The 26,892-nt window shown below is 61.8% G+C and carries 9 protein-coding genes and 1 pseudogene; 9 read left to right on the forward strand and 1 reads right to left on the reverse strand.

The features are described from left to right. The first annotated feature begins 397 nt into the window (after positions 1–397). The 8 genes and pseudogenes from ACLIRY_RS14640 (at position 398) to ACLIRY_RS14675 (ending at position 24,563) form a co-directional block, all read left to right on the forward strand. A complete protein-coding gene (locus ACLIRY_RS14640) occupies positions 398–7,975 on the forward strand; it encodes a S8 family serine peptidase (RefSeq protein WP_413206154.1) in 7,578 nt (2,525 codons plus the stop codon). Between the two features lie 12 nt (positions 7,976–7,987). Further along, complete coding sequence (locus ACLIRY_RS14645; protein WP_413206155.1) at positions 7,988–14,569, forward strand: hypothetical protein; 6,582 nt, start codon at positions 7,988–7,990, stop codon at positions 14,567–14,569. Positions 14,570–14,627: 58 nt separating this feature from the next. Continuing rightward, a complete protein-coding gene (locus ACLIRY_RS14650) occupies positions 14,628–19,574 on the forward strand; it encodes a hypothetical protein (protein ID WP_413206156.1) in 4,947 nt (1,648 codons plus the stop codon). Between the two features lie 117 nt (positions 19,575–19,691). Next, a pseudogene (locus tag ACLIRY_RS14655) lies at positions 19,692–20,183 on the forward strand (transposase); the annotation flags it as partial. A 31-nt stretch (positions 20,184–20,214) separates the two neighbouring features. Continuing rightward, positions 20,215–20,382 carry a transposase gene (locus ACLIRY_RS14660; RefSeq protein ID WP_413206157.1) on the forward strand — a complete coding sequence of 56 codons (168 nt, stop codon included), beginning with the start codon at positions 20,215–20,217 and terminating at the stop codon, positions 20,380–20,382. 272 nt (positions 20,383–20,654) lie between these two features. Next, positions 20,655–21,818, forward strand: a complete 1,164-nt coding sequence (locus ACLIRY_RS14665) for a radical SAM protein (protein WP_413206158.1) — start codon at positions 20,655–20,657, stop codon at positions 21,816–21,818. A gap of 540 nt (positions 21,819–22,358) precedes the next feature. After that, on the forward strand, positions 22,359–23,315 hold the full coding sequence (locus ACLIRY_RS14670) for a fatty acid desaturase family protein (protein ID WP_413206159.1): 957 nt from the start codon (positions 22,359–22,361) through the stop codon (positions 23,313–23,315). A gap of 57 nt (positions 23,316–23,372) precedes the next feature. After that, positions 23,373–24,563 carry a class I SAM-dependent methyltransferase gene (locus ACLIRY_RS14675; RefSeq protein ID WP_413206160.1) on the forward strand — a complete coding sequence of 397 codons (1,191 nt, stop codon included), beginning with the start codon at positions 23,373–23,375 and terminating at the stop codon, positions 24,561–24,563. A 168-nt stretch (positions 24,564–24,731) separates the two neighbouring features. Here ACLIRY_RS14675 and ACLIRY_RS14680 read toward each other — a convergent pair whose 3' ends face one another. Further along, positions 24,732–25,487 (reverse strand): lysophospholipid acyltransferase family protein, encoded by a 756-nt coding sequence (locus tag ACLIRY_RS14680; protein ID WP_413206161.1) that lies wholly within the window; start codon positions 25,485–25,487, stop codon positions 24,732–24,734. Positions 25,488–25,656: 169 nt separating this feature from the next. Between ACLIRY_RS14680 and ACLIRY_RS14685 the strand changes: the two genes are divergently transcribed. After that, positions 25,657–26,856: a hypothetical protein gene (locus ACLIRY_RS14685; RefSeq protein WP_413206162.1), complete on the forward strand. Its 1,200-nt coding sequence runs from the start codon at positions 25,657–25,659 to the stop codon at positions 26,854–26,856. Positions 26,857–26,892 lie beyond the last annotated feature (36 nt).

The following is a 26,892-nucleotide window of genomic DNA, read 5'->3' on the forward strand; positions in this document are numbered from 1 at the left end:
GAAGAAGGGAGTCATGGTTTTCGCGATAACCCGAACGGCTTTGACGGTGAAGGATCTTTGCGGAGCGGCCTCGCCGCCCCCGGATGGCGATGCTGCGAGGCATGGAACGTCTTCGCAAACGATCAAAAAGCCGTCCGATCAATCACATCAAGGCACTCTGCAAAAACGGTCATCAGGTAGGGCCGGTGGTCTTTTACCATAGGCTGCTGTTGTGGGCATGCATATCCACTCCACCCCCGAGCAGTATTGCGTCGCACCATTTTTACGGGATTTTTAAAAATAAAACCCTTTAAAATGGTTGACCCCCTTTTCCCCATGCCCATTTCTAATTGATCCGACCCCCGGACCGGCCTCCGCCGGGGAGATGCTCCACGCCTTCTGACCGGAACCCGCGCCCATGACAGGTTCACGCCCCCGTTTTCTCATCGATGTCATGGATGTTGCCGGGGCACGCCTGCCCGGGGCGCACCTGTCCCTGATGCTCCAGGAAAGCCGATTAGTCAGCGTGGTGGCACCGGGAACGGTGTTCGACCTGAACCTTGATGATCTTCTCGACAGGCAATACTGGCCCGATGACCAACCTCCTCCGCCGGGGGTGTATCTGGCCCGGGTAGACGCTCCGGGCTTTTCCATCCAGGAACGCGAATTGCTTGTCGAGGATGCCGGGGTCTCCACAGTCTTCCTGCTCGGCTCGGCAAACGCCCGCACCTACAGGTTTCCCCATTTCTGCCTTCCCATTGAGGAGCCGCCAACCCTGCTCGGACTATATCGAGCGGACGGGTTTTCCGAGGACCAGGAAAGAGAAATCGAAAACCTCGGACTGGGCGCTCTTGGCATGGCGCGCCATCCGGACGCCGACAATCCACCGCAGGAAGAGGATGCCGCAGATAACGACGGTCCGCCCTGGTGGACCGACTTCCGCCTGCTGCACCTTCCGGAAGGATCGGACGACGCCGCTCGCCGCGAAGCACTGGACCGGCTGCGCGCCCTCGATTTTCTCGACACCACAGGGATTGTTACCACGTGGACCGCCAGAAGCCTCGCCATAACAACCGGAACTTTGGTCGTTACTTTTGCCGTCCCGATTTCTCCCGGGGAAATAGACGCCATAGCGACTGAACTGGCGTTCGAGATCATCCGCCCCCTGGACCCAGGCATCGGATCCTACCTTGCAGCCCCCCTTCCCGGGGCCCTGGACGAAGACGGCCTGGAAACCGCCCAGCGCCTGTCCGGCCATCCGGGAATTGCCGACGCGATACCGGTGATCCTGGAGCCTGTCCAGTTCCACAACGCCGACGTTCGGCCTCAGGATTACCTCATCGACGACCAAAAGGAACTTCTTTACTCACGAACAACCGAAGCATGGAACTACCTGAGGACGCTTTCCCCTGGATATGCGGAGGAAGCAGACGACGAAGAAGATGCTCCGCCACATCCCGGCGACATTACTTATGGCTCGGCGAAAATCTGCATTGGCGTTGTCGACACCGGCCTTCAAAGCTATCGCACAGCCACCGGCACGATAGAACCGCTGCATGCCGAATTCAGGGGGACGGTGAGCGACGGCAGTCCGAAAATTGCGCAGTTCGTGGACACCAATGCGTTACCCTGGCGTTTTCATATCAATGACATCCAAATCGACAGTCACGGAACCAACATGTGCGGTATCGCTGCTGCCAGTGTCAACACCCCAAGCGGCCACAAACAGCATGCACTTGGCACAGTAGGCGTCGCCCCCAACTGTCGCCTCTTGCCCGTACGATGGGTCAACTGGCTACTAAACTACTCCCTTTTTAGATGGATGAGTGGCCTGCCTCTTCTCAAGGGGCGGGATGTTATGGGCACGGACACTGTTCCCGCTGTTCCGGCCGATATTATTACGAATTCGTACTACGCCGGCCTGGGAACCATATTGATGGGGGCACGGAATTTCCATCCATCCACCCGGTATGGCAGAGACGGGCGCGGCACGATCATTATTTTTTCGGCTGGAAATGATGTGGATCGAATCTCCAGAATAGGCAACTTGAAAACTGACCCTGAAGTCATCACCGTCGGCGCCACTGCCGTCTACGATTACAACAATAGATTTGGAGAAGTTCATGTATATTACAGCAATCACGGCCATGAACTTGACGTCTGCGCCATGTCACATAGTCGCCCCTACCAACTTGATATAGAAAACGTAGAACCAAAGCTCCTTGGCCTCGTATCCCCGGCTTTATACGGACAGGGAGAAATACCGGGCTGCGCAGGTGCTTTGGATGTCGCGTTGATAAAACCCTGGGATATGAATGATCGCAGAATTAACGTGGTCGATACAACCGGCCTGCGCAAAGGTAGTGACCGAAATGATCCGGAGAGCTTCAACATACTTTTCTCGATTGATCACATTCTTGTACCCCTTGCCCCCAACAAGATCCGAACCGTCCATAACACCACCAGCATCACACTGGAAAACCCGGTGGGATTTACGCCACCGGTTGACGATGCAGACGTCCGTCTGATCACACTTGCCGACCTAAAGTATCCGTTCGCTGAGCGAGCCCCCTTAGGGACACAACGCATCGTTCCGACTTCTTTCGTCGGCTTCGTCTCAGATCAGAAAATTCTTCTCGGCGATCCCACCGATCCGACCAACCGGGAACTGAATACCATCATAACCATCGACAAGATCAACGGGACACCGGTCGCGTTGGTCTTGGAAGATCCGACAACGCTACCCCACGATGCAAATCATCCAAATCATCAAATTCTGGTAGTTGGCGGTCAGATTCTTGCTTGGACTCCGACTGCGGAAGCAGGTGGCGTGGATACTCCGGCCGGAGCAACGGAGATCCAGGTTGACACCAGCGCCTATTTTGCTGCCAACGACCCCATTCTGATCGGCATATCCGAAACGACATCGGGAAAATTCGGATCAGAAGCAAACCGCGTAAAGCGTAAGACAAGCCCTACTTCCATCGAACTCGAGAAACCTCTGCTGGAAGTCAAACCGCCGGGCACTCAGATCATTGGCGGCCGGGGTGATTACACCCTGACCACGGGTGGCACCTCAGCCGCCGCGCCTCAGGTTGCCGGACTTTGCGCCCTCATCCTGTCAGTCAATCCGCACCTGAGCTGGACGGAAGTTCGATGGATTCTGCGAGAAAGTGCGGACAAGATCGATTTGAGATATACCGGCTGGATCGACAAGGAACAAAACAAGACGGAAATCGGAATCTGGCACGACAAAAAGGGACAGCCCCTTGTCGTCGCCGATGCTCGGGCGCAATCCGGCTATCGCTTCGCAGAGCCTCGTCGAACCGCGTATTTCAGTGAAGTCTTCGGCTATGGCCGCATCAATTCCGAACTTGCGGTAAAGATCGCGAAAAAATACAGCCATGATCACCGGGACCTCATGATCCGCAATCATCCGGATGACGAGGGCACCCACCGGGTGGATACAGCCCGCGATCCGATCCAAAGTCCGGATATCTGGATACGCAACATAGACCCCGTAACGGATGGCACAGCAGCCTTGCCGGTGGGCTACACAACGGCAGACAGCCAGGGCAACATACGGTCCTACAGGTCCCTGCCGCCGCACCAGAATCCCTCTTCGGCGCGGGACGTCACCCGTCATATCTATACGCGCATCCGCAACAGGGGCACGGGCTGCGACAACCTTTACGACGGCATCGAAATTGGAGAACGGCCGGTGGAGCGCCCCGCACTGGCAGTCAGGGAAAGCCTGCAAGCCTGGGCACGGTTCTACATCATCCGAACCGAGTCAGGGGACCCCTTCCGCATACGGCGCGACGTGGCCCAACCGGAAAACGACTGGTCCAACCCGGAACAAGTGGGTGCCCTGTCCACAGACCGCCATCAGCATTATTTCATTGGCGAAAAATCGCTGTTCGATACGCTCGCCGAAGACAACCTTCCGGCCTCCCGCACCGCGCCCTGGCCGTTACCTCTCGACGAGGACGCGGTCCTGCGCAACAACGCCGAGCTGACAGGGGGCATTCCCAGTGGGGAAAACCTGATCGTCAAAATCCCCTGGCGCGCACAGGACTTGCCGCCCGTCGGCTTGCAATTGTCCGACCGCCGCCGCACCGTCCTGTTGGTCGAAATTTCCCCCCACGATGGCGTGATCAAAGACCGGAACCAAGACGGTGAAGAGACGATCCTCGACGGCGCCGAACGGCTGGTTGCCGGATCGAACAACAATTTTTCCACCCGCGAAATCACCTTCGCCACCCTTACCATAGACCGTCCCGACGGCGGCCCTCTGACCAGGGCCGTACCCTTGCAGAGCGGCGAAACGGTTACCCTGCCCTTCCGGATCACCGTTTCCGATCCCATCGGTTATTTCCGTCCCGCCGATATCCAGGTCGAAGCCATCCGTCATTTTCCCGACGGCACCTGGACCAGCGCGCTCCATCCACACGATCCGGCCGCCACCCCCTGGGTAAGCACACCGGATACAGACTGGCTGAGCGTAAATCTTGTCTCCTCAGCCAATGCCGACACCCTTCTGGATCGCGAAAGCGACATGGCCATCGTCGGCACCATCACCCTGTCCTCCGGCGAAAGCCGGATGCATCTGGTCTTCAGGCTGCGCAACGACCAGGGAGCAACCCTGGGCGAAGCCACGCATACCATCATGGTGATCGACGCTGATTCTCTTCAATCCCCGGGTACGACAATCAACAGCGGCCGACCGGCCTTCCACACCTTCGCCGACATGGTCGGCTTCGCCCCCCAGACCCGGGAGGAAGCCTTCGGCCCCGACCCTGCCGCCCCGACCGACCGTTTTGCCGTCACCGCCCGCTTCCACCGGGCCGGGCCGGAGCCCCGGGTGAAGGCCATGGCAGCGGCGACCGGCATGGTCATGCTGCAACGCATGGACAATCACCCGAACCGGGTCAATCTGATCCTCAAGCCCCTTCGTCAGCCCAGGGCCGACTTCACCCGGGTCAAGTATTTCATCTATCGCGGCCTCGCCCTGACCGACTTCCTGGCAGGCCCCGACGGCGCAGACTTGCTGCGTCTGCGCGACGAGGCCGACGCATCCCCGTTCATTACCGACCTGTGGCAGATCCATAACGACCGTCGGCGCTTGGAAGCCCAGGCTGCCAGCCCAGAGCCGCAACCGGATCCCCACCGGGAAGCGCCGCCGGCAAGCCTGTTCGGCCTGATCGCCGATCAATCCGCAGAGGACTCTCTCGACCACTATTTCCAGTCTCGGGAAGGTGGCGGCAGCCTGCCGGTGATCGGTATCGGCCAGACCCTGGGCGATTTCCTGCTCCCCGAGGCTGACAGCATGGTCGGCTTTGAAATCATCCTGGAAGAGGGGACCCCGGGACCGACCCTGGCCATTGCCCGACAGGAAACCAATGCAATTGATCTGTCCGGCATCGCCGACCCCCTGGAGCGGCGCGCGCGGGCCGAACGGATCCTGAACTACATTGATCCGGCCGCATATTACGGTCTGTACTACACGATCGGTGTAGAAAACGCCGATCCCCATGTGCCGATCCTCCGATACGCTGAACTCCACGAAGCGGTGATCTCCCGGTTCCATACCGCTGGCACCGTCTACCTGGATATCCGTAACGAGGGCGGCTATTCGTTCAACTACTACCGGAATTACGACGAAGGGGGAGCCCAAATCCGCCTGGGCATTGATCCCGAGGCCCTGACTCCCCACGCCTACGCCACTCATGACACCTGGCCTCTGGCGATCCTGCACGACCTTTCCCGTACATCGGCCGGAAGGACGATTCCCCTGACCGTGCAATTGGCCCAGGGTGATAACAGCCGACCGCTGGTTTATGTGGAATGGGGAGATCTCACCTCTCGCCACCTGCGGAAATCCTTTGTGCAAGGGCAATATCTGGAAGGTCGAAACCAGGACGACGATCCATGGATGCAGCCCCTTTCATTCGCCCAGCACAGTTTACCCGATCCCGCTGACCTCACGGTGCAGCGCCCCGTCAGCGGCTGGATCAAGCTGTTCGTCTACCGCCGTCGGCCGCCGCCCCCCTTCTTTCCTCTGGACGCCAGCGTGGTCTGGTCTGACCGGTTTACCGACGGCCTGTTCGGCCCTCTGGGAGCCGCGCCCCTTCCCTCTCCGCACAATGAAGCGGTGCAGTGGAGCATGGCCCAGGACAAACGGTTTGTCGACGCCCTGGGCGGCGACAGCGATCTCGGCTTCGCCTATGTCGCCTCTCGCGGGGTGGCTGTGGAGGAGGGAGCTGTGGTCTTCTTCGCTGCGGCAACAGACATCGTGGAGCCCGACGTCCAAAGCACAACCGGTCTTCCGGGGCTGACGGGAGGGGTTGGCGTCAACGGGTCCTTCCTCGATATCGCCTTCTTTTTCAGGGGACTGATCCCGGCAACCACCCCCGTGACGCTGGAGCGACCGGGCAGTGAACCGACAACAGCCACCCTGTTCCGCTTCCAGGCCGACACCGATGCGAACGGCAATGCGGTCCTGTCCCCCCATGCCATCCTGGCTCTGGGCCTCACCGAGGACGAACGGGTCCGCCTGGAAACCGCAGGCCCGTTCAGCCCCCATCACGACCGCTTTCTTGTGCTGGTCCCCGATACGGCGGGGGGTGACAGGCCGCAGACCGACCCGTCCGGCATCGAATACTTCCGATACAGGGTCGAGGTTCGCGGCTGGGACACCGACGGCTTTAGCCAAACCCTCCCTCCGGAGGGGGCAGAGGACGACCCGATTATTGTCTATAGCCTCGACCGGTTGATCTACGGATCCCTCGCCTACTTCGCCCGGCCGCTTCCGGAGACCCGCTACCAGCCGACTCTCGAGGAAGGCCGGACCAAGCGCTTCGCGGACCAGATCAGTCAGATCTTCGCGCCGGTGACATTCAACCCGCTGCAGGAGATCCTGGATGTTTTCACCGGCGAGCTGACCGGTCTTATCGACAACGACCGCTTTGATCACACACTTGATCCTCTCGTCCACTCCGGTGCCGACGATCTATGGTCGATGGCCCGTGGCATCGCCCAAGGAAACGACGACACCCCCCCGGACGACCGCCCCCTGTACTGGGCACGGTTGATCATACGGTTTCTGCTGAAGCAGCATCTGGCGGATCTCGTCCCGACAGGGCGGCTGGTCGACCTGTGCAACGACCTGGATATACGATCCAGGGGTTTGTTCGAACCGGACTTCCGCGCCGAGCCTGCCGGGCCCGTCCCGCCGGATGCGCTGAGAATCCTCGTCCTCGCCCTGGACCCCACCATCACGGACGACTCCGTCGGTCAGCCGTCCCCCGGGGCCTCTCTCGCGCTCGCCCTGGATGGCACGACGCTGGAAGGCGGGGGGCGCACGGCCTTTATCCGTGCCGCCATTCTGCCCAAACGCTATGCGGCATGGACACAGTTGGTCGAAACACTGCTCGCCCCGTTGTTCGACGGCCCCGACCAGGTCAACGCCATCATCACAGTGGGCAGCGAGTCCCGGACCGAAGCGGTCTTCGACATAGATCGGATCGCCGTCAACAGGCGCGCCGCCGCCGTCCCTGACAACGATGGCCAGCTGCCCCCGCAGGAAAGAGTGGGTCCTGTCGACGAGATCCTTGCCTCCAACCTGCCCGTTCCGCCGCAGGTCCGCGGGGAGGGTCGGGAATGGAGATGGGTCTACGATCAGTCGGTCGGATACGAAGGTCAGGCCGCCGATGATCCGCGCCGCATCCACCCCACCTTGCCCGGTGGCGGCCCCCTGACACAGGATCCGGCCTATGACCTGTCCGCTCTGGACGGACGCCCCGAATACGGCGGTGCCGGCGCCTATTTCGAAAACGAGCTGTTCTACCGCGTCATCCGCTACCGCACGACCCACCACGACACCATCAAGGCCGGGCACCTTGGGCTGCCCAACCCGGGGGATGGCGGATTGAGCCTTGGGGATATCATCGCCTCTGCCACCGCCTACCTCCGCACCATACTACCGGGCCTCTAGGGAGAGCAGGACATGACATCGGACGCTTTCTATCCGTCGCTCTCCTCCCTCGTTTCGCCGGAGGACATGCCCACCGGGCTGGGGTTTCTGGGGGAAGGCCTGCAGGAGCTGTTTCGCGGCCTGTATTACCGCGATTTGCGGATATCGCAGGGAAGCAAAGGGGACAGCGCCTTCTACAGCCTGACCGTGGTGTCCTTCAAAGAGCTGTCCTTCGGGACCCCGGGCACCGACGGCCTGCGGGTGGCCTTCAACCTGAGTGAAAACAATGACCCTTCCACCAGCCTGATCCCGACGCGGGTGCATTATCACTGGCCGATCCAGCGCCTTCTGAACGGCTTCGACATCAGCCGCTTCTCGCCCGAGCCACAGGCCCTGTTCGAGCTGGCAATACAGTTGCTTGACGGCGACGCCACACCGATCCTGCGCGCTGCCATCGACCAATTCATCGGCCCCGACGACATCGCCGGGATGGTGGCCGACATGAACGCCTTCCTGGGTCTGGATATCGTGATCCCTGCCGGGTCGGTGGAAGAGGGCCTCAACCGGCTCGCCGAAGAGGTCGAGCAACGCCTGGGCATTCCGCTGATCCGGATCGTCTACCTGCGCTTCATCCTCATCGAAGGCAATCCGCAACGGACCCTGGGCCACCTCAACAGGCTGTTTTCCGGACTCATCCCCGGCGGCGATCTGGAGGCCTATATCCTCGACCTGATGGTGCCGAGGATCGAAGCGTCTTTTGACACCTCTGTTGCCATCCTCTTCCCCCGCTCGGTCCTGGTGCCGGTGGACCAGGACGAACAGTCGGTATTGCGCTTTCACCCAGGCACCCTGAGCTTCTCCACCCACGGCGGTATCGGTTTTCATCAGGCGCCGGGCGTCGCCTCGTTCACCCGGTCACAGATCGGCAGCACCGGCTTTATCATCGATCTGGAAAGCGCCACCCTGGACCTCAGCCGGACCAGCAACATCCCCGAAGCCACGGCGGACGGACGCCCCGATGCCTTCATCGGTGTCTTTGTTTCCGAAGCCACCATCGACCTGCCGCCGGACTGGTTCGGACAGGATGGAAATGCCACGGCCCGTCTGGTCGGCGAAAACCTGCTGATCGGCACCGGCGGGCTGTCCGGCCGGATCGGCCTGCGCGCCATCCGCCAGGGGTCAGCGCCAGAGGATATGGCCCTGACCGCCAGACTGGGCGGTGAGGACGGATTCACCCTGGGCTTCCGTACGTTTGATGTGACCTTCCGCCAGAACGCCATCACCGGATCGACCATCGACGGCTTCATGGAAATCCCGGGGTTCGAGGATGAAGACGGCACCCCCGTCCGGATCGACCTGGAGGTCACGGTCCGCGACGACGGCGACTTTTCCATCACCGCACGCGCGTCCCGGGGGCTGGCGCTGCATGTTCCGGGAGTATTCAGCTTCACCCTGGACCGCCTGTCCCTGGGTCGGCGGGACGACACCTTCTTCCTGAGTCTGGCGGGCAATCTGCGCTTCACCCACCCCGCCCTGTCGACGATCCTGACCGGTGATATCTATATCGCCGACCTGACCGTTTACGCCGACGGAACCTTCGAGTTGGACGGCGGCACCCTGCCTCTGCCCTCGGGGGTGACCATCGCCCTCGGGCCGGCGGAGGTCGCCATCACCGCCATCCACTTCGGCTCCCACCAGGCCGAACATCGGGGGCAACTGCGCAAATACCGCTATTGGGGGCTGGATGGCGGCCTGAGCCTGGACCCGGGCGGCGTGGATGCCCGGGGCGACGGCATCAAGTTCTTCTACACCATCGATAACAACCCGGCAGAGGGGCGCGATCCCGATGCTTTCCTGCGCATTGAAAGCCTGGCCATCGACCTGATCATCCCCGGCACTGCCAAGCCGGACACGGCCCTGGCCCTGATTTCCGGCTATGTGGCCCTGAAAGGCGACGGCGGCGCGGGCAGCGAGGAATACGCCGGCGGCGTTTCGGTGACCCTGCCCAAGATGCGCATGGCCGGCGCAGCAGAAATCGCCTACAAGCCCGCCGACCCGTCCTTCTACATTGATGCCTCCGTTGAAATCGCCACCCCGATCCCCCTGGGGCCGACGGGTCTGGGGATCTATGGGTTCCGAGGGGTGCTCGGCCTGCGCTATGTGCCGTCCAAAACCGAAATCGACCTCACCGACGAAGACGACTGGTTCACCTACTACAAAAAGTCCGTCAATGGAAAAGGGGTCGGCCTGTACCGCGACAAGTTCGCCCCCCCCGGGGATACGGCCAGCGCCTCCAATCCCTTTGCCGTCGGGGCAGGCATCTCGCTGGCCACGGCAAGCGATGACGGCAAGGCCTTTTCCTCCAAGGTCTTCCTGCTGCTGGCCATGCCCGACCTGATCCTGCTGGAAGGCAAGGCCAACGTGCTGGGGAAGCGGGTCGGGCTGGACGACCAGGATCCGCCGTTCTTTGCCTTCCTGGCCCTGGAACCGGAGTCCATCGAAATCGGCTTCGGCGCCGATTATCTGCTGCCATCGGACAGCGGCATGATCCTGGATATTCATGCCGAAGTCCGGGGCAAGTATTTCTTCGACACACCATCGGGCTGGTATCTGAACTTCGGCACCCGCGACAAGCCGATTTCCGCCAGCCTGCTGAAGATCTTTCAGGCGCAGGCCTATCTGATGCTGTCTGCCCGGGGGATCGAGACGGCCGGGCGCATCGAGTTCGACATCGACAAGCGCTATGCTGGCGGTGCGGTGCGGGCGAAGGCCGACATCTACATGGAAGCCGGCGGCAAGATCAGCTTCGAACAGCCCCAGGTCGGCGGCTATGTGCTGGCCGGTGGCGGGATCGACGTCTTCCTGTTGTTCGCCGGTTTCAAGTTCCGCCTGGACACCACCCTGCTGGCCGAAGCGCCCAATCCCTTCCTGATCGAAGGCGGGCTGGATCTGAGGGTCAGCGTCACCATCGGCTATGCCTTCGCCAAGATCACCATTTCCAGGTCCTTCACCGTCTCGCTGAGCTGGACATTCGACGGCGCCGAAGATCGCTCGCCGGTGATCCCCTTCGCCAAGCCCGACGCCATCGCCGAGACCCCGCCGGTCAAGGCGATCAGCATGCTGTCCGGCGAAGGGTTCGATCTGGCCTATTTCGGTGATCGGGATCCGTCCGGCAATGATGACAAGTTCGCCAGGGCGATCATCCCGCTGGACTGCTGGATCGACATCGACTTCCCCAAAAGTCTTCAGCCGGGCGCGGTCAGCCACATTATCGGCGGGGCCGGTCATGCGGCCCCGTCGCAAACCATGGAGATCATCCCCCCCGAACCCGTGCGCACGGATGTCACCCACGAATACCACATCACCGACCTGAGCCTGTCGGTCTGGAGCAACAACGCCTGGTGGCCCTACAATCCCTATGAAGCCCTGACCCCAACCGACGCCCTGATCTTTCCCGACGATCCTGACCAGCCTCGCAACCGGCGCGGAGTGGATCCTGCGACCCTGAAGGCGGGCCAATGGCAGTTGATCAGCCACCACTACAACAAGATCCGCCTGCTGGCCGACACCCCACTGGTCCTGGCCATCCCCCAGATACCAAGCCCCGACCCGGTGGAGCACTTCGGCATCGATGGCGCCACCCTGTTCTGTGAAAGCCCCCCGCGACCCTGGACCGTTGCCGACTGGACCGACGTGACGGCAGGCACGACTTATCCGTCGATGCGGCTGCACAACCGGGGCGGCCTGACCTTCCACCTGCCTGACCGACCGGCTGAGGGACGTCGGGCAGAGGTCCTTCCCTTCCGTCTCGACCCCACCCTGCCCCACGCCCTGGTATGGCTGAACCGCCATATCCTGGTACTGGATCTGCCCGAACGCAGCGTCTCGGTCTCACTGAAACTGTTCACCTATGCCACCGGGGTCCGGGTTTCCGTTCTGAACAAGCGCTGGATCGACTCCCGCCCGGCCTATGCCCTGCTGGAGGACCGCTTCATCGACCGCCTTGATGCGGTCATACCCATCCGGTTCAACGCCCCGGGCCGCCAGACGGACCAGCTGATCAACCGGATCATCATCGAACCGGCCCACGGCGACCGCTGGACCCGGTGGGTCGCCGACGGGGACGGCCAGCGGGAACCGGTCGGCGAGGAAACCATCGCCGATCTCGCGGCCGAAGAGGAACGCCTGTGGCGCCACCTTGCGGAAAACGACGCCAAGACGGACGGGCGCGAGGATCTGGAGCGCCGCCTGAAACTGATCGAATCCCGGCTGCGGGAACGCCGGGCCATCGGCTGTATCGAGCAGGAACACGACCCCGATAAGCTGCGTGCCCGGCTGGAGGCGCTGACCGAAGACGCGACAGAAACGCGCGACCGGATCGCGGAAAGCGACGCGCTGATCCGGGCCATCACTCCCCGCCTGAAGCGCCTGAAGCTTTATGCCGCCCGCTGCCTTCCGCGCGACGGCCGCCCCTTGGCCTACGAGATCTATGACGAGAAGGACAAGGACCAGAAAATCGAATACCGCTGGCGTATCATCGACCGATCCGGCCGCCCGGTGTTCAGCGCCAGCACCCGCTATGCCCAGCAGAAATCGGCCCGGGCGGAAATGCTGGCAACCCTGACGCGGGCGACGACCCACGCCGGCTATCTGGTCGCCCAGGCCAAGGACGGCCGCTACTACTTCAATATCGTCGACGAGAAGGGGGCGGTGATCGGCCGCCAGATCCGCTATTACAAGGATCTCCGCTCGATCAATCGCATGATCACCACGCTGTTGACCGTCGTCGGACAGCAGGCGGCCTATGCCCCCCTGATCCTGGAAAAGCCCCTGGACTGGGCCAGCGGTCCCCTTCCCCGGCTGGGCCAGGACTGCCTGAAAGACCTGCCAGACCTGCTGCGGGGCACCGCCGCCGAAGCCGAGGTGGCCCGGTTCGAGACCACCACCATCACCGCCCCCATCGACTATGCCGAGGTCTACCGCATCGTCTACGCCGCCATCGCCGAGCTGGCGGTGGCCTTGCAGCGGGAACAGGACCGCCGGAGCAGCCTTCAGCGCCGCCTTGACCGGCTGGAAGACGATCTCCGCAGCCTGCGCCCCTTCCTGGAGGCACTGGAACAGGGTCCGGTCCGCCCCGGAGAGCCATGGCACTGCTCCACCCTGCTGTTCGAAGTGCGCTGGCTGACCCGCGCCGATGCGGCCTACAACGACCACATCCCCGGCCAGGAGGCCATCGAAGCCGACTATCAGGCGACCCGGGCCGCCATCGAACACTTGCTGGCCCCGGTCTGGCGGCCGAACAGCCGTTACAGGCTGGCGATTACCGTGGGGGACCGGGTCGACGGCAGGCAGGATGCCAACGAAGAACCAGCTCTGGACAAGCAAACCTTTGTCTTCGGTTTCTCCACGGCCGGTCCCGTCGGCCATTTCCATACCACACCAGGCGTCACCTATGTGGATACGGCCGCCGGCAAGACGGCAGAGGACTACCCCCTGACCTCTCTGCGCCGCTATCTGGACAAGGACCGCTGCGTCCCGGATGTCTCGGGAAATCTGTTGCGGACCAAGCCCCTGTTCTACCAAAACGCTGAAATCCGCCTGTTCTACACCGGCCGCCACACCTATCACCTGCTGAACGGCTGGCCTGCGTATCAGGGGCTGCCCGAACTGACTGGTCGTCTTCAGGTGCTGATCAAGGACCCGGCTGAAGGCGTGACCGTTGAAAACCCGCCGCCGCCGGATATGGAATCGATCCGGGTTCCCGGCGGGACGGAGAGCTGGGAGCGGGATGACGATCCGCGCATCCCCGATGACCTGCGGGCCTTCCGCAATCTTGCCCACAACGACGCCCGCTGCCTGCTGTCGGGAGGCGACCTGATCCTGCCAGCCTCCACCATGACCCGGGTTACCTTGACCAACCTGAAACCGGGCAAGCTGTATACGGCGATCCTGAACAACCTGTTCGAAGGCCGCAGTGCCGAGGTACACCGCTTCTCCTTCCGCACGTCCCGTTACGGATCGTTCCGCGAACAGATCGAAAGCTATCATCTTCGTGGGTCGGTGGCTCCGGATGCGGGGGCCAATGCGGGAGCGCAGGCCAGCCGAGACAACCGCCATGACCTGTGGGTCAACCTGCCGGAAGGAACGGTCTCAGAGCTGCGCCGGATCATTTCGGGCGACGACGACCCGACCACGCGACGGGCCATCCAGTATCCCGATCCCTTCGAACGGATCATCCAGGGGGTTTTGGCCCTGCCCGCCCAACCACCGGCAGAAGCCACGGAAATCCTGTTCCTGCGACAGGCAGCGAACGGAAACGGAAACGGAAACGGAGGGGATACCCTGCTCGCCATTCTGATCCGCAACCCGGAACCCCTGATCGATCCCCGGCTGCCCCGGACCCTTTGGGGCGAAGCGCTCCGGGTGTGGATCGACGGACGGCAAGACGGGCTTGGGATGGTCTTCTCCAAGGACGGAACAGGCGTGCTGATTGCCCACCGGGGGGAGCCGCTGGAGGGGGACAGGCTGACCGCCCGTTTCCATCATCTGGTCTGGAACGGCCGCCAGTACGAAGCGGACAGCAGGGTCAACCTGATCCTTTCACTCTCCCCCTGACGCTGTCCCGCTACCGCCATACCGCAGCCTTCTGTTGCCGCCGCCAAGGAAGCCGCCCATGAGCGCCCTAGACATCGTCCTCGACAACCTCGAAGCCCGGACCTATCTGGTCCAGTCCCCCTATCTGGCCATCATGGCCGCCGGGTCGACCGGAGCTGACAACACCACGGCGGGGGTTCATCTGCGCTGGACCCTGGCCGGCCAGCTGGGGGAGAACCACCTGCCGAAGGGCGAAAGGGGCCAAGCGGGGCCAGGCTTCAACCGACCCGATGACCATGTTCACATCTTCCGCTCGCGGATCGGCCAGACCTTCGCGACCGTCCTGGATCTGGCGAACATGGCCCCCTCTGCCGTTCTTGATCACCGGCGGCTTTGGATCCACCGGCAGACCAACACCGGTGCCGTCATCCATGTGAGCTTCGAAGATGCCGACCGCTACGACCGAGCCAGAAACCGGGCCGACCCCCGGGAGGAGCCGGACCGGTTCCTTGCCGCCTATGGCGACGGGGTGATTGCCGTCAAGCTGAAGGACCGTCTGGCCTTCCGCGCGATGATCGCGCCGGACGGACTTTCGGCTATGACCAAGGTCAAGATCGAAGGACTGTCGGTCAGCGAAAACAGGATTGGCAGCCCCCGATATGTCTCCCTACGCAGCACCCTCGACCTGGCCAATTTCATACCCGGCGCCCGGCGGGATCAGGAACTGGCGGCCAACCTCATCGCCGATCCCCTGTTCTTCCGCGACGACACCTTCACCTCGGACCTGCACCGGGTCCAGGCCGAGGATCCGGATATCGGCGAGGCCGGCGTTTACGCCTTGACGCCCGATGTCCGTATCATGAATGCGACTTGGCGTGCCGCCCCTGTCGGCCTGTCATCGCGAATGGTGGTTCGCACCTCGGGCCGGGATAACCAGACGATCTGGGAAACCAACCTGGAGGTGGAGCCGGAGCGGCAATATCTTTTCACCGGGAAGATTCTGACCATCGACCCGGAAGGCCACCCGGAATTCGACCTGGAAATCCGCGCCGACAACGGAGACGCCCCACCGGTCATCCAGCCGCTGATCGCCCAGGCGGACATCGGCGAAGCCGCCACGTTCCAAGCCGCCTGGACCGCACAGAACGGGGGACGCCTGACATTGCGGATCATTGACCGTAACGTCGACAACAAGCCGTTGGGTGTCGCCTTCGCCGACTTCCTGTTCCTACCCTATTTCAAATCCGGCCAAACCACCATCACTGCAGAGAACCTGGAAGGCATCCGCTTCCGCGCGAGCGGCTGTCTGACCCGCCGGATTTTCCTGCATTGCTACGACCACTATATCGACGGTGTGCGGCGGGCCACCAGCGACGCCCTGCCACCCAGCCAGGCCTGGCAGCCGATGGGCCGCTTTTCGCTGGTGTCGGATACGAACCAGGCAATGGCACGGTTCAATGGCCCCCGGAACGATGTGGGCGGACGTTGGCCCAAGTTCGATCCAGATTCTCCGGTCAGCGAAGACACCTATCGGCGGCGCTGGGAACGCAACGGCGGCATCCGCGATGCGGTCCTGTCCTATCTGGCGCTCAGCGCCCGAAACGACACCCCACGGGGCGAGCGGCCACTTCATGAAGACGGCAATCCGCAGGACATTCTGACGGTGGCCGGTCTCGACCTGCTGAACGTGGCGGCGACCGACTTCCACATTGCCCGCATGCTTGGGCTGGGCACCCTGGATCCGGTTCCAGCAGCAGCACCGGATGCCGAATACGTCTATCTGGCCGTCTATTGCACCGAAGCCCCCCTTGACCACCCCACCTTGCGCGGCGGGGCCAGGGCGGCGCATATGACCATGAGCGTGCCCACCCGTACCCGGGACGACAGGCTGCCCGATGCGCCGGTACTGGATGACCCGGTGTTCGGCATCATTGTCAGCAACGGTTCCCCGGGTGGCCGCAACATCCTGCGCGCCGACGGCACCACCTGGGACGGCCTGAAGCGCTACGTGAACTTCGCCCTGGTGGACACCGATCCTGCCCCCTCGCCGCCGGGTCGCTTTTTCGAGCCGGACACGCCGTTCTCCAGCATCGACAAAACACCGGCGGCCTTCCTGGGCCTGAAACACCGACTGGCGACCGAGGCCCGGTGGCGGCGCCCGGAGCCGTCCCATGCCCTTGATCAGCTTGACGGCGGCAATCCGCAGAAACCGGAGACCATGCCCATCTCCCTGCCCGAGCTGCCCGGCGACATCGCCCTGACCCACGAGCAGACGGAATCGGGACGGCATCTGTACGCCTGCTACGGTATCAACCTGTTCTCACGCCCCGGCCCGCCGGGTCCGCTGGTGACCATCCCCACCACATTGGGCCGGAGCAACGATCTGCTGCCCCCCCACAACCTCGCCGCCTGCCTGATCCAGCCCGAAGCCCCCCTGCTTCTGACCACGGCGGCCGAACAGGCGCGGCTGACCGCCCTGCCCGGACCGGATCGCACCCTGGTCCGCGTCACCTTCGACTACACCCACATCCATGACCTGTCCTATCCCGACGGCCGGTTCGTGGAATTTCTGTTCCGCGAACAGCGCCCCAAGACCATCGGCGGCAAGGTCATCCTGGCCCAGACCTATCCGCATGATCCCTCGCTGTGGGAGGTCCGGACCGGCGACTTCACCCCCGAAAGCACCCGGGACCCCGGCGCTCCGCCCCAGCCGCCCAGTGCCTCCCCGGCTCTGACCGAGGTGGAAAAGCCCCGTTTTACCGGCGGCTCTCTTGTCATCGCCGGCCGCCCCTATGGCATCCAGGCTGTCCTTCCCCCCGCCGGAGAGGGCACCGGCCCCACCTTCCTGCTGCCCAAGCTGCGCAGCGGTACACCGGGCGATGCTCCGACCGGCACCTATCAGGCCTCTGAAACCCTGGAAAGCACCTTCGACACCGGAGAAAACCGCCATTTCGTCGCCGTCGAGAACATGGCCGACGCGGGCAACTGGCGGGATGCCGCTCCGCTTGCCAACCGGGTGACCATCGGCGACCCTTCTTGGCGGCCTTGGGTGGAGCGCTTCATCGACGCATCCGGTCGGCCCGTCGAACAGACCTTGCGGGGCTTCCTGGGTCAGGCACGCATCACTTCCCGCCCGAACGATGCCGCCGAGGAAGGGGGGATCTACGAGCTGAGCTTTCAGGACCTGACTCTGTCCCCCCATCCCCAGGCCGACAGCCCCCTGGCCGTGGAGTGGTACCAGGGCGTTGTCCGCATCGCTCCGCGCGACGCTCCCAACGGGCCGAAAAAGGTGCTGGAGGTCATCCGCATCACCAACGTGGGCAATGGCGCCCGGCTACAGCTGACCGTCGTTGATCCGACCTTCAGCGTTTCCCCCATTCCGGAAGATGCCATCGTCGGTGTCAATTTCTATCCCGGATACCGCCTGTACCTGCCCGCTGACGACGCCAACGGTTTCAATGCCGAAGCCTTGCTGCCAGAAGGCGACGATACGCGGCGCACCACCTATCTGGGTGCCCGCAGCGCCGACCCGGAGCGCTCCTTCCGCTCTCCGGTTTCAGCGCCGGCAGCGATCATCGCCCAAGGTCTGATCGAGCCCGAGCAACCGACCGTTTCCCAAACCCAGACCTTCGCCACCCGTCCGGACAACGAAGGCCGGTCCAGCTATTCCTTCACCATCCGCTCGATCCACCGCCCCTTCGCCCTGGCGGTCTATCGCACCAACGATTCCCGCATCCTCCATGCCCTCTACCAGCCGGCAACGGTTGCGCGGATCCGCGAGGACTTGGCCGCCCTTGCTGCGGCCGAGGGAGGTGACACCTTCCTGCCCGAGCGCTGGAGCAGTCTTCTGAGCCTGAGCTACCCCGACGGTCGGTTCCCTCGCTATCCGGAAGACGGCGGGTATCGTTTTCCCAATCCGGACAAGGCCGGTGTCTTCAACCCGGCCGAAGGCCCCGGTGAAGGCGATAATTTCACGGTCTTGCAGGAGCTGCTGCCCCGTCTGTTCACGCCTCTGACCGAACAGCCACTACTCTATCGTCACATTCGCCCCCTGCCCTATCAGCCGCGCCCGGGGCGTCAGGTGGTGCGCGACGAGAACGGCAAGGTTCTGGAGCCGACAAACCCCGCCTTCGATCAGGCCCCCATGGCCCGTTTGGTCGGCAACAACGGCGTGATGTTCACCGATTTCACCCTGGACGGGGCTTCGCGGTCGCTGTGGTTCTACGCGGCACGGGAAATCGGTAGCCGCATGAAGATGGGGCCGCTCAGCCCCGTGATTGGTCCGGTCTTCCCGGTCAACACCGCCCCGGCTCCAGCCCCGGCGATCAAGGGCCTGACACCCCGCGGCGCCCAGCCGGCGCTCGGCCTCGGCCCGTCGGTCAGCCTGGCGGTCAGCACCCTCCCCGCCTTTCATGGGGTCACCCGCTATCTGCTGATGCGGACTACGGATGCCGATGCCGCCCTGTCGGTGCGGGCAATGACGGTGGTCGACGATGTCACCCCATCCGACCCAGCGGAAGGGCAGGAGGCCGGTAGCCTGACCCTGTCTGACCACTTCACCGACCTCCCCCTGCCACCTTATGGGGTTCCGGTGTTCTATCGGGTCGTCGGCCTGCGGCCGGTGGTCCATGCCAATGATGCCAACGAGGTCCTGACCGACTGGGCACCCTCTCTGCCCTCGCGCACGGTGCTGACCAATCTGATCGACACGGTGATCCCCGATGCTCCGCGTCTATCGGCGGAGATCCCCGACCCGGCGGCCGACCTGCTGGAAGATCTGGTCCTGCGCTGCGCGCCCACCGCGACCAACGCTGATTACCGGCTGTTCAAGCGCAATGCCCGGGGGAACTGGGAACAGGTGGCCCTTCATGAAAACGTGCCGGGGACCGAACCGGATATCACCTTCCGGATCGCCGGTCCGCTGCCCAGACGGGACGCCAACGGCCCCCTGCGCCATCACTTCAAGGTCGAGGTGCAAAACTCGTCGGGCCTGATCAGCACCCGTGACCGGATCCTGACCCTTTAGGACCCAGTCCCCGTGGGACCCCACCGCCTAGAGGGAAACGGGGTCAGCTAGACTCAAGCTGACCCCGTTTCCCTCTAGCAGACTGTCGGATTTTCCCCCGTTCTGGTATTATCCCACATGGCAAAATTCAGAGAATTCGACCGAAATCAGCTGTTTCTGCTGCCCCCCAGTCTGAACGATTGGGTGCCGGAGGACGATTTGGCCCATTTCGTGATTGCGGCTGTGGACCGGGTAAGGCTTGATGCCTTCAAGATCCGTCATCGCGTCGTCGGCCAGCCGCGCTATCATCCCCGGATGATGCTGGGGCTTCTGATTTACGGCTCTGCGAACGGATTTTTCTCCTCGCGTCGCCTGGAGCGGGCGACCTATCGAGATCTTGGTGTGCGTTTTGTGGCGGCAGACAATCATCCCGATCATGATACAATCGCCACCTTTCGGCGGGAGAACAGGACAGCCTTCGAGGCCGCGTTCCTGGAGGTCCTTTTCATGGCGAAGGAGTCCGGGGTCCTGAAGCTCGGTACGGTGTCGATCGACGGGACCAAGAGTAACGCCAACGCGTCGAAGATCCGGTCCCTGCGCTACGACCGGGCCTTGGAGGATCGAGATGAAAGAGAAGCTGAAGACGACGGAGGGACGAAAAATGTACAAGCTGCGTAAGCAGACCGTCGAACCCGTCTTTGGCGTCATCAAATCGGCTCTCGGTTTCCGCACCTTCAGGCTCCGCAGCCTGGAGAAGGTCAAAAGCGAATGGACCCTCGTCGCGCTGGCCGACAACTGTAAGAGAATGGCGAAGCTCAGCATGGCTTGAGGGGGGGCAACGCGCCCCTTGCTCCCCCCTCCAGACCATGCCGACAGCAAAGGCCCAGAAAAAATTCTCAGACACGCTGCTAGTGCACCGACAACACTTACTGAAGCCTCCGATCCAAAACCGGAAAGCGAGGATTAAAGAGTCAGGACACCTTTCCAAATAAGGGGAAATGTCTCAGTATCTCCCTAGGAATAGGCTTCCATCAAATAAGCACCTGACTGTAATATCCGGCCTCCCAAATTTGGAAGCAGTTGATGAAGAGGATAGCTAAGATGAAAAATCACGAATCCTTACCAAATCAAGATTCATCAATTGAAGCTTTCAGCTGGGTCTTTAATATAGAAAGCGTGTCCATAGAACTTACCAGCCGATGCAACTTGAGATGTCACTATTGCAGTGTTCCCCATTCGGAAAGCTATGGCGCTGCGGACATGTCCAAGCAGCGTCTCGGTGATATCCGCAGTCTGCTCAAAACGGGAAATGTGCAGTCTCTTAGCCTGTCTGGTCGAGGAGAGCTGACCTATATGGACAACTGGCAGGAAGCGGTGGCCCTGTTCAAGGACGCGGTCCCCGTCACTCATGCCGTTCTCAATATGGCCAAGCCGCTGACCTGGGAGGAGGCAGAGGCCGTGTTGCAGATCACGTCCTTCAGCTTCAGCATCGATACCGCAGATCGGGAACTGACACTGCGCACCCGCAAGGGAGCGGACCTCCGCACGGTCATTTCCAACATCGTGCTCTTGCGGGCTGTGGCCCTGGCCTGCGGTCGCCCGCTTCCTTTCTTCAACATCATTGCGGTGATGAACGAAAGCAGTATCTTCGGCCTCAAGAAGCTCGCCAGCCTCGCAATAACGCTTGGGGCACGGACCCTGATCCTCCAGGATCTGGTCATGGATTACAAAGGGATTGCCACAGACGCGCCGGTTGGCCACATCAGCACCCTGCCCCAGGAACGACTGCGCGAAGCCGCCGTGGAGTTCTTGGAAGCCAGTAAACTCCTTTCCCACCATCAGGTTGGCTTTACGGCCCACCCGACCCTTACGACGATCATTCAAGAGGCCATTTCTGACATCCCCCCAGAAAAGTCATCTATCACGGCGATTGAGGTAGATTCCCCCTCGTTGGGCCGCTATCGCCGCCATGCTCAGCCCCTTAAGCCTGGATCCACTCGATTCTGCACGATGCCTTGGGAGATGTTACTTCTACGCAGTGACAGTCAAGTCGAAGTGTGCTGCGGAGCGTATGGCGAGACCGGCAGCTATGATGGAATCAAATCCCTGACCGAGATCGCCAACCTGCCCGCCATCCGTCGTCTTCGTAAAGAACTTCTGACAGGCGAGGTGAACGAACTCTGCGCGCACTGCAGTAGTGCGCCGGAAACCTCGGTCAGTGCTTTTCAGGAACACATTCGCACCTTATATGCGAGCGCCCCCTGATACGGGAACGTGGGAGCTGCCAAATCCATAGAAATTCCTTACGCTTTGAAAGCACTCAAGAATTTATAAGATGGCAGTGAAACTGGAGATTAATTCCAAAGTGCGCTCAGCGTGACTCACCGCACTTTGGAAGCATTCAAAGGGTCACCGTGCGTCATGGCACATCAAAGCCCAAGTGGTGTTTGAACGCTATAGAAGCAACGTGGGGATCAAGTCACCTCCTATCGCCACCGTCCTGAGATGATCTTACGAGTCTGACAATCTGGTCTGGCCGCATCGATTCCAGACCGATCAGAAGGCCGGAATATCCCCGCCCTTCGGCAGGCGTCCGCAAAACCGGAGCCACTGTTAGAAGCGCCACCTCCCAATTTTCCGATACTTTCCGTCACGCGATTGGACATCGACCTCTGACGGGGAACCCGCCCAGTGGACAAACCGCCGAAAATACCGCTTATTGTACTCTCATTTTCTGCATAGAGTTCCAAGGTACGCTCCGTGGGCATTGTTTTCGCCTAACCAGATTAAAAGGGGAGACCATCTATGATCGACCGGAAGTATTTTGAACCGAATCCGGCCATCTATTTTCGAGACCTTTTAATCCCCATGGCCCTTTTTTTCGTCTGCTTTGCCTGGGCGATGAACTCGGAAGGATGGATGGTTCTGCTTCCTTGGGTCATTGCGGCGGTCTCGATCCACCGGGCCGGCATGTTCGCCCATGAGATCGTCCATCGGCCCGCTCACCGGCGGATGCGCGCCTTCAACACCTTTTGGAACTGGACCGTCGGCGCCATCATCATGGTGCCAACCCTCCGCTTCCAGAAACCTCACCTAACCCACCACGCAACCGGCATCTTCCGCACCAAGGACGATCCCCAGTATCTGCTCGTGCGCGGCAATCCTGGCATGATGGCCCTGGTCCTTTTCGTCGTTCCCCTGGTCATGCCCCTGACCAATTTCCTCCAGATCCTTACCGGCGCCCTTGGGGGCATCGGTCTGGAGGAAACCATGGAACGCCGCGCCCAGGCCCGGGGGTTTTCCGTCTGCACCCTGTTGACCAAGCGCCAGAAAATCGCCGTCGTCCGGCAGAGTCGCTTTACCCTGGCAGCCTTCATCCTTTACGTTGCCCTTCTCCCCCAGACTCTGCCGCTCTACTATTCCCTGATGGTCGCCGGTTGGTTCCTGACCGTGGCCCGGATCCCGCTGGAGCATGAGCTGGAACGCCATGCGCCCCATTCCAACGCCCACGACCAGATGCTCGACAGCTTCACGGTGGAAACACCCCTGGCCCTATTGATCCAGCCGCTGGGTTTTCGCTTCCACACCGCCCACCACATGTACCCCGGCGTTCCCTATCACAACCTGCCAGCCCTACACGCCGAACTCAAGGCCACCAATCCCGAATACCGGGGCAGCATCATCTCCCTCTGGGCCGCAATCCGTGGCGCCAAAGCCGGACCGCACCCAGGGAATGCGGTGAAGGCCAACGAAGCGGCCTAACCGCCCCCACCCCCTCCACCGTCCCATGTTCCACCGCCAGGATCCACGAACGAGCCCATGAAGACAGCCATCAAAGACATCGCAAAGACCATGCTGGCCGCCGTTCCGGACGCCAGTTTCGAAATCCACTTTTGGGACGGAGACAGCCTGAAAATCGGCGACGCGCCAAAGTTCGTCCTGACATTCAAGGAAAAAAATGCGCTTTCGCAAACTCTCTCCAGTGGCTTCATGGGGTTTGGCGAAGCCTATATGACCGGCAGTATCGAGCTGGAGGGAGACTTCCAAAGCCTCTTCCGGCTGGGTTTCGCTGCGGACTACACCAAACACCCCATGCCGCTGAGCCTGAAACTGCGCATCCTGCTGGTTTACCTGTTGAACCAGAACACCCTGACCGGATCGCGAAAGAACATCGCCCACCACTACGAAGTGGGCAACCCGTTCTACGAACTGTTGCTCGGCCCCACCATGGCTTACACCTGCGGCTATTACAACAGCCCCGACGACGATCTGGAGACGGCCCAGACCAACAAGTTCGAGCACATTTGCCGCAAGCTCCAGCTTGTCGAGGGCGAGCATATCGCCGACCTGGGATGTGGCTGGGGCGGCCTGCTCATCCACGCTGCCCGGAACCATGGGGTGACCGGTGTGGGTGTGACCCTCTCCCCCTCCCAACAGAGCTTTGCCTCCGACCGCATCAAGGCCCTGGGCCTGGAAGATAAGATCGAGGTGCGCCTGCTCGACTACCGGGATATCGAGGGCAGCTATGACAAGGTCGTTTCCGTCGGCATGATGGAACACGTGGGATTGCGCTTCATCCCCGGCTGCTTCGCCAAGATCAAATCGATCCTCAAGCCCGGCGGGCTAGGGTTGGTCCATACCATTGGCAATGACAAGCAAATGGCCGCAGACCCCTGGACGGAGAAGTACATCTTCCCCGGCGCTCAGGTTCCGAGCATTGGCCGTGTGGTGGAGGGGGTCACGGGCCAGGACATGAACCTGATCGACGTGGAGAACCTGCGCCGCCACTACCCCCTGACCATCCGGGGCTGGCTGAATAATTTCGAAGCGAACATCGATCCCATCCGCAAGATGTACGACGAGGAATTCGTCCGCCGCTACAAATTATACTTGGAAGTCAGCGAGGCCTCCTTCCTGTGGGGCGGCAACCGATTGTTCCAGGTGCTGTTTTCCAACGGATTAACGGAAATGACGCCCTACACCAGGGCCTATCTGTACCCGGGCGCGTAACCCGCCGCGTCAACAGGCTGCGTCAACAGGTCGCGCCAGCAGGTCGCGCCAACAGATTGTCTGCTCCTCAAAAAGCCCCCGTCGTCCGCAGCATTGGAAGCGAACCACGGGGGAGAGGTCTTGTTAATCGGAAATGCCTTATTTCAGTGAGTCCGCTTCACCGTCCGCTCATCCCTTCGCGTTCCCGTTCGCGGGCACCGATCCAGCCTCCCATGCGGCCATATGCGACCCAATAAAGTCCACCACCGCACGGTGGGCTTCTGCGGGATCGCCTTCCACAGGGATCGGCGATCCAAAGGCGAAGCGGACGGGCAAGGCGGGATTGATCCAGCCCAGGTCCTCGACCCAGGTGCCGCGCCCCCAAGCCCCCGTGGACAGGGCGACGGGCACCATGGACACGCCGGTACGCCGGGCAAGCCGCATGCCAAGCGTTCCAAAAGCCTCGGGAACGAAGCTGTCGGACCGATGGGCCTGGGGAAAGATGATGACCGAAGTCCCCCCTTCCAGCTTACGCCCCCCTTCCTTGAGAACGTGTGTCAGGTCGGCGCGCGGATCGGTCCGGCTGACAACAATCGGGTCAAAGGCCCCCAGCACATCCCGAAACACGGGATACTTCATCAGGCTCGCCTTGGTCACAAAGGTCACAGGATGATCGCGGCCGAGAAGCCCCGGCATGGCCTGGGTCTCCAGGGCGCTCATATGGTTGCCGACGAAGACCACGGGGCCCGCATGGCTTCTCACGGCCTCCAGCCCGGTCACCTCGAACCGCACGCCCACGCGCTCCAGGGCCCGCACCAGACAGGCGCTGCCGTCGGCGAGACCGGCGGACGTCAGACGCCCACGCGTCGCCAAGTATCCCGCACGCCCCATGATCACCGCAGCCTGCGAGTAGAAACCAATAGTCGGATAAAGCCTACGCGGCACGAACCCCCTCCTTCAACACCGCTTCCGACGGCCTTTCCGACGCTGAGCAAGCGGTCCCCCTGTTTAACCCGGGAACTGTCACACGGGTAGCTTTGATGACAACTCCTCCCTACTATCAGGCGCTTTTCCCGCAGTTACCTTGTAGCACAGCCCCTACTGGAGCCTCTCCATGACCGAAGCCAAGCATGTGGTCGTCATCTACACCGACGCCGGAGGTGGCCACCGTGCCGCAGCCCAGGCCCTGCGCGAGATCCTGGAGTCCGAAGGACAATACCGCGTCACCCTGGTCAATCCCTACGTCGAGCTGATGCCGGAGATGGACCTGTTTCACCGTCTGACGGGACGTCGCGCGGAAGCCTTCTATAACGAAACGATTCTGCGCGATGGCCACACCGGGCTTGTCTGCTGGATCTATTACATGATCGTCCTGATTAATTTCCGCCTGTCGCAAACGGCGGGACGGCGGGTGTTCTTCGACTATTTCCAGCGGGTTCGCCCAGATATGGTGGTGTCCGACCTCCCCATGCTGAATGGGGTCATCATGTCCGCTCTGGCCGACTACCGGGCGCAAAACGCCGGGGCAGAACGCACCAGCGGTGTGGTGCTGATCACGGACTGGACGGAGATCAGCCGCCACGTATGGTTCCCCCGGGGCGGTGGTTACCACGCCATCTGCGGTACCGAGGACGCCTATGGTCAAGCCTCGCGGGTGGCAGGACTTACGGGCCAGATCCATCGCACCCAAGGTCTTTTGCTCAAACCCGCCTTCCTGGCCGGACGGCCCACGGATCAACGGGCCGCGCGCGTCTCCCTCGGCCTGGATCCGGACAAACCCATAATCTGCCTTCTCTATGGCTCCGGCGGCGGGCGGCGCATGCGCGAGATTGGTCTTTCCCTTCGAGACGCCCCCCCCGATGCACAGGTCGTCTTCCTCTGCGGGCGAGACAATCGTTTGGCAGAAGACTTCTCAGCCGTCGACTGGCCCTTTCCGGTCCGCGTGCTGAGCTTTACGAATGAGGTGCCGCGCTACCTGGGGGTCTCCAACATTTTCGTCGGAAAGCCCGGCCCCGGCTGCGTCAGCGAAGCTCTAGCCATGGGGCTCTCCCTGCTACTCGACCGGACCATGGCGCTTCCCCAGGAAAAACCGGTCCTGCAGTGGCTGAAACGGTCAGAAGCGGGGCTGTCCTTCTCCCGGATCGGGGAGTTCCGCAGGCTTCTGGCTCGTCAGCTCGCCGAAATCCAGACCAAACCCGAGGCGGAACCCACCACACACCCCAATACCGCAGCCGCCGAGATCCCGAACATCTTCGCCGATATTCTTCGCCTGGACGCGGCTAGATCAAACCGCCTTAAATCGGAATCGATTTAAGGCGGACACTTTGATCTAGATTCAACAAGTTGAGCA

This window comes from Rhodospirillum sp. A1_3_36, from assembly GCF_047263945.1.
Taxonomy (GTDB): domain Bacteria; phylum Pseudomonadota; class Alphaproteobacteria; order Rhodospirillales; family Rhodospirillaceae; genus Rhodospirillum.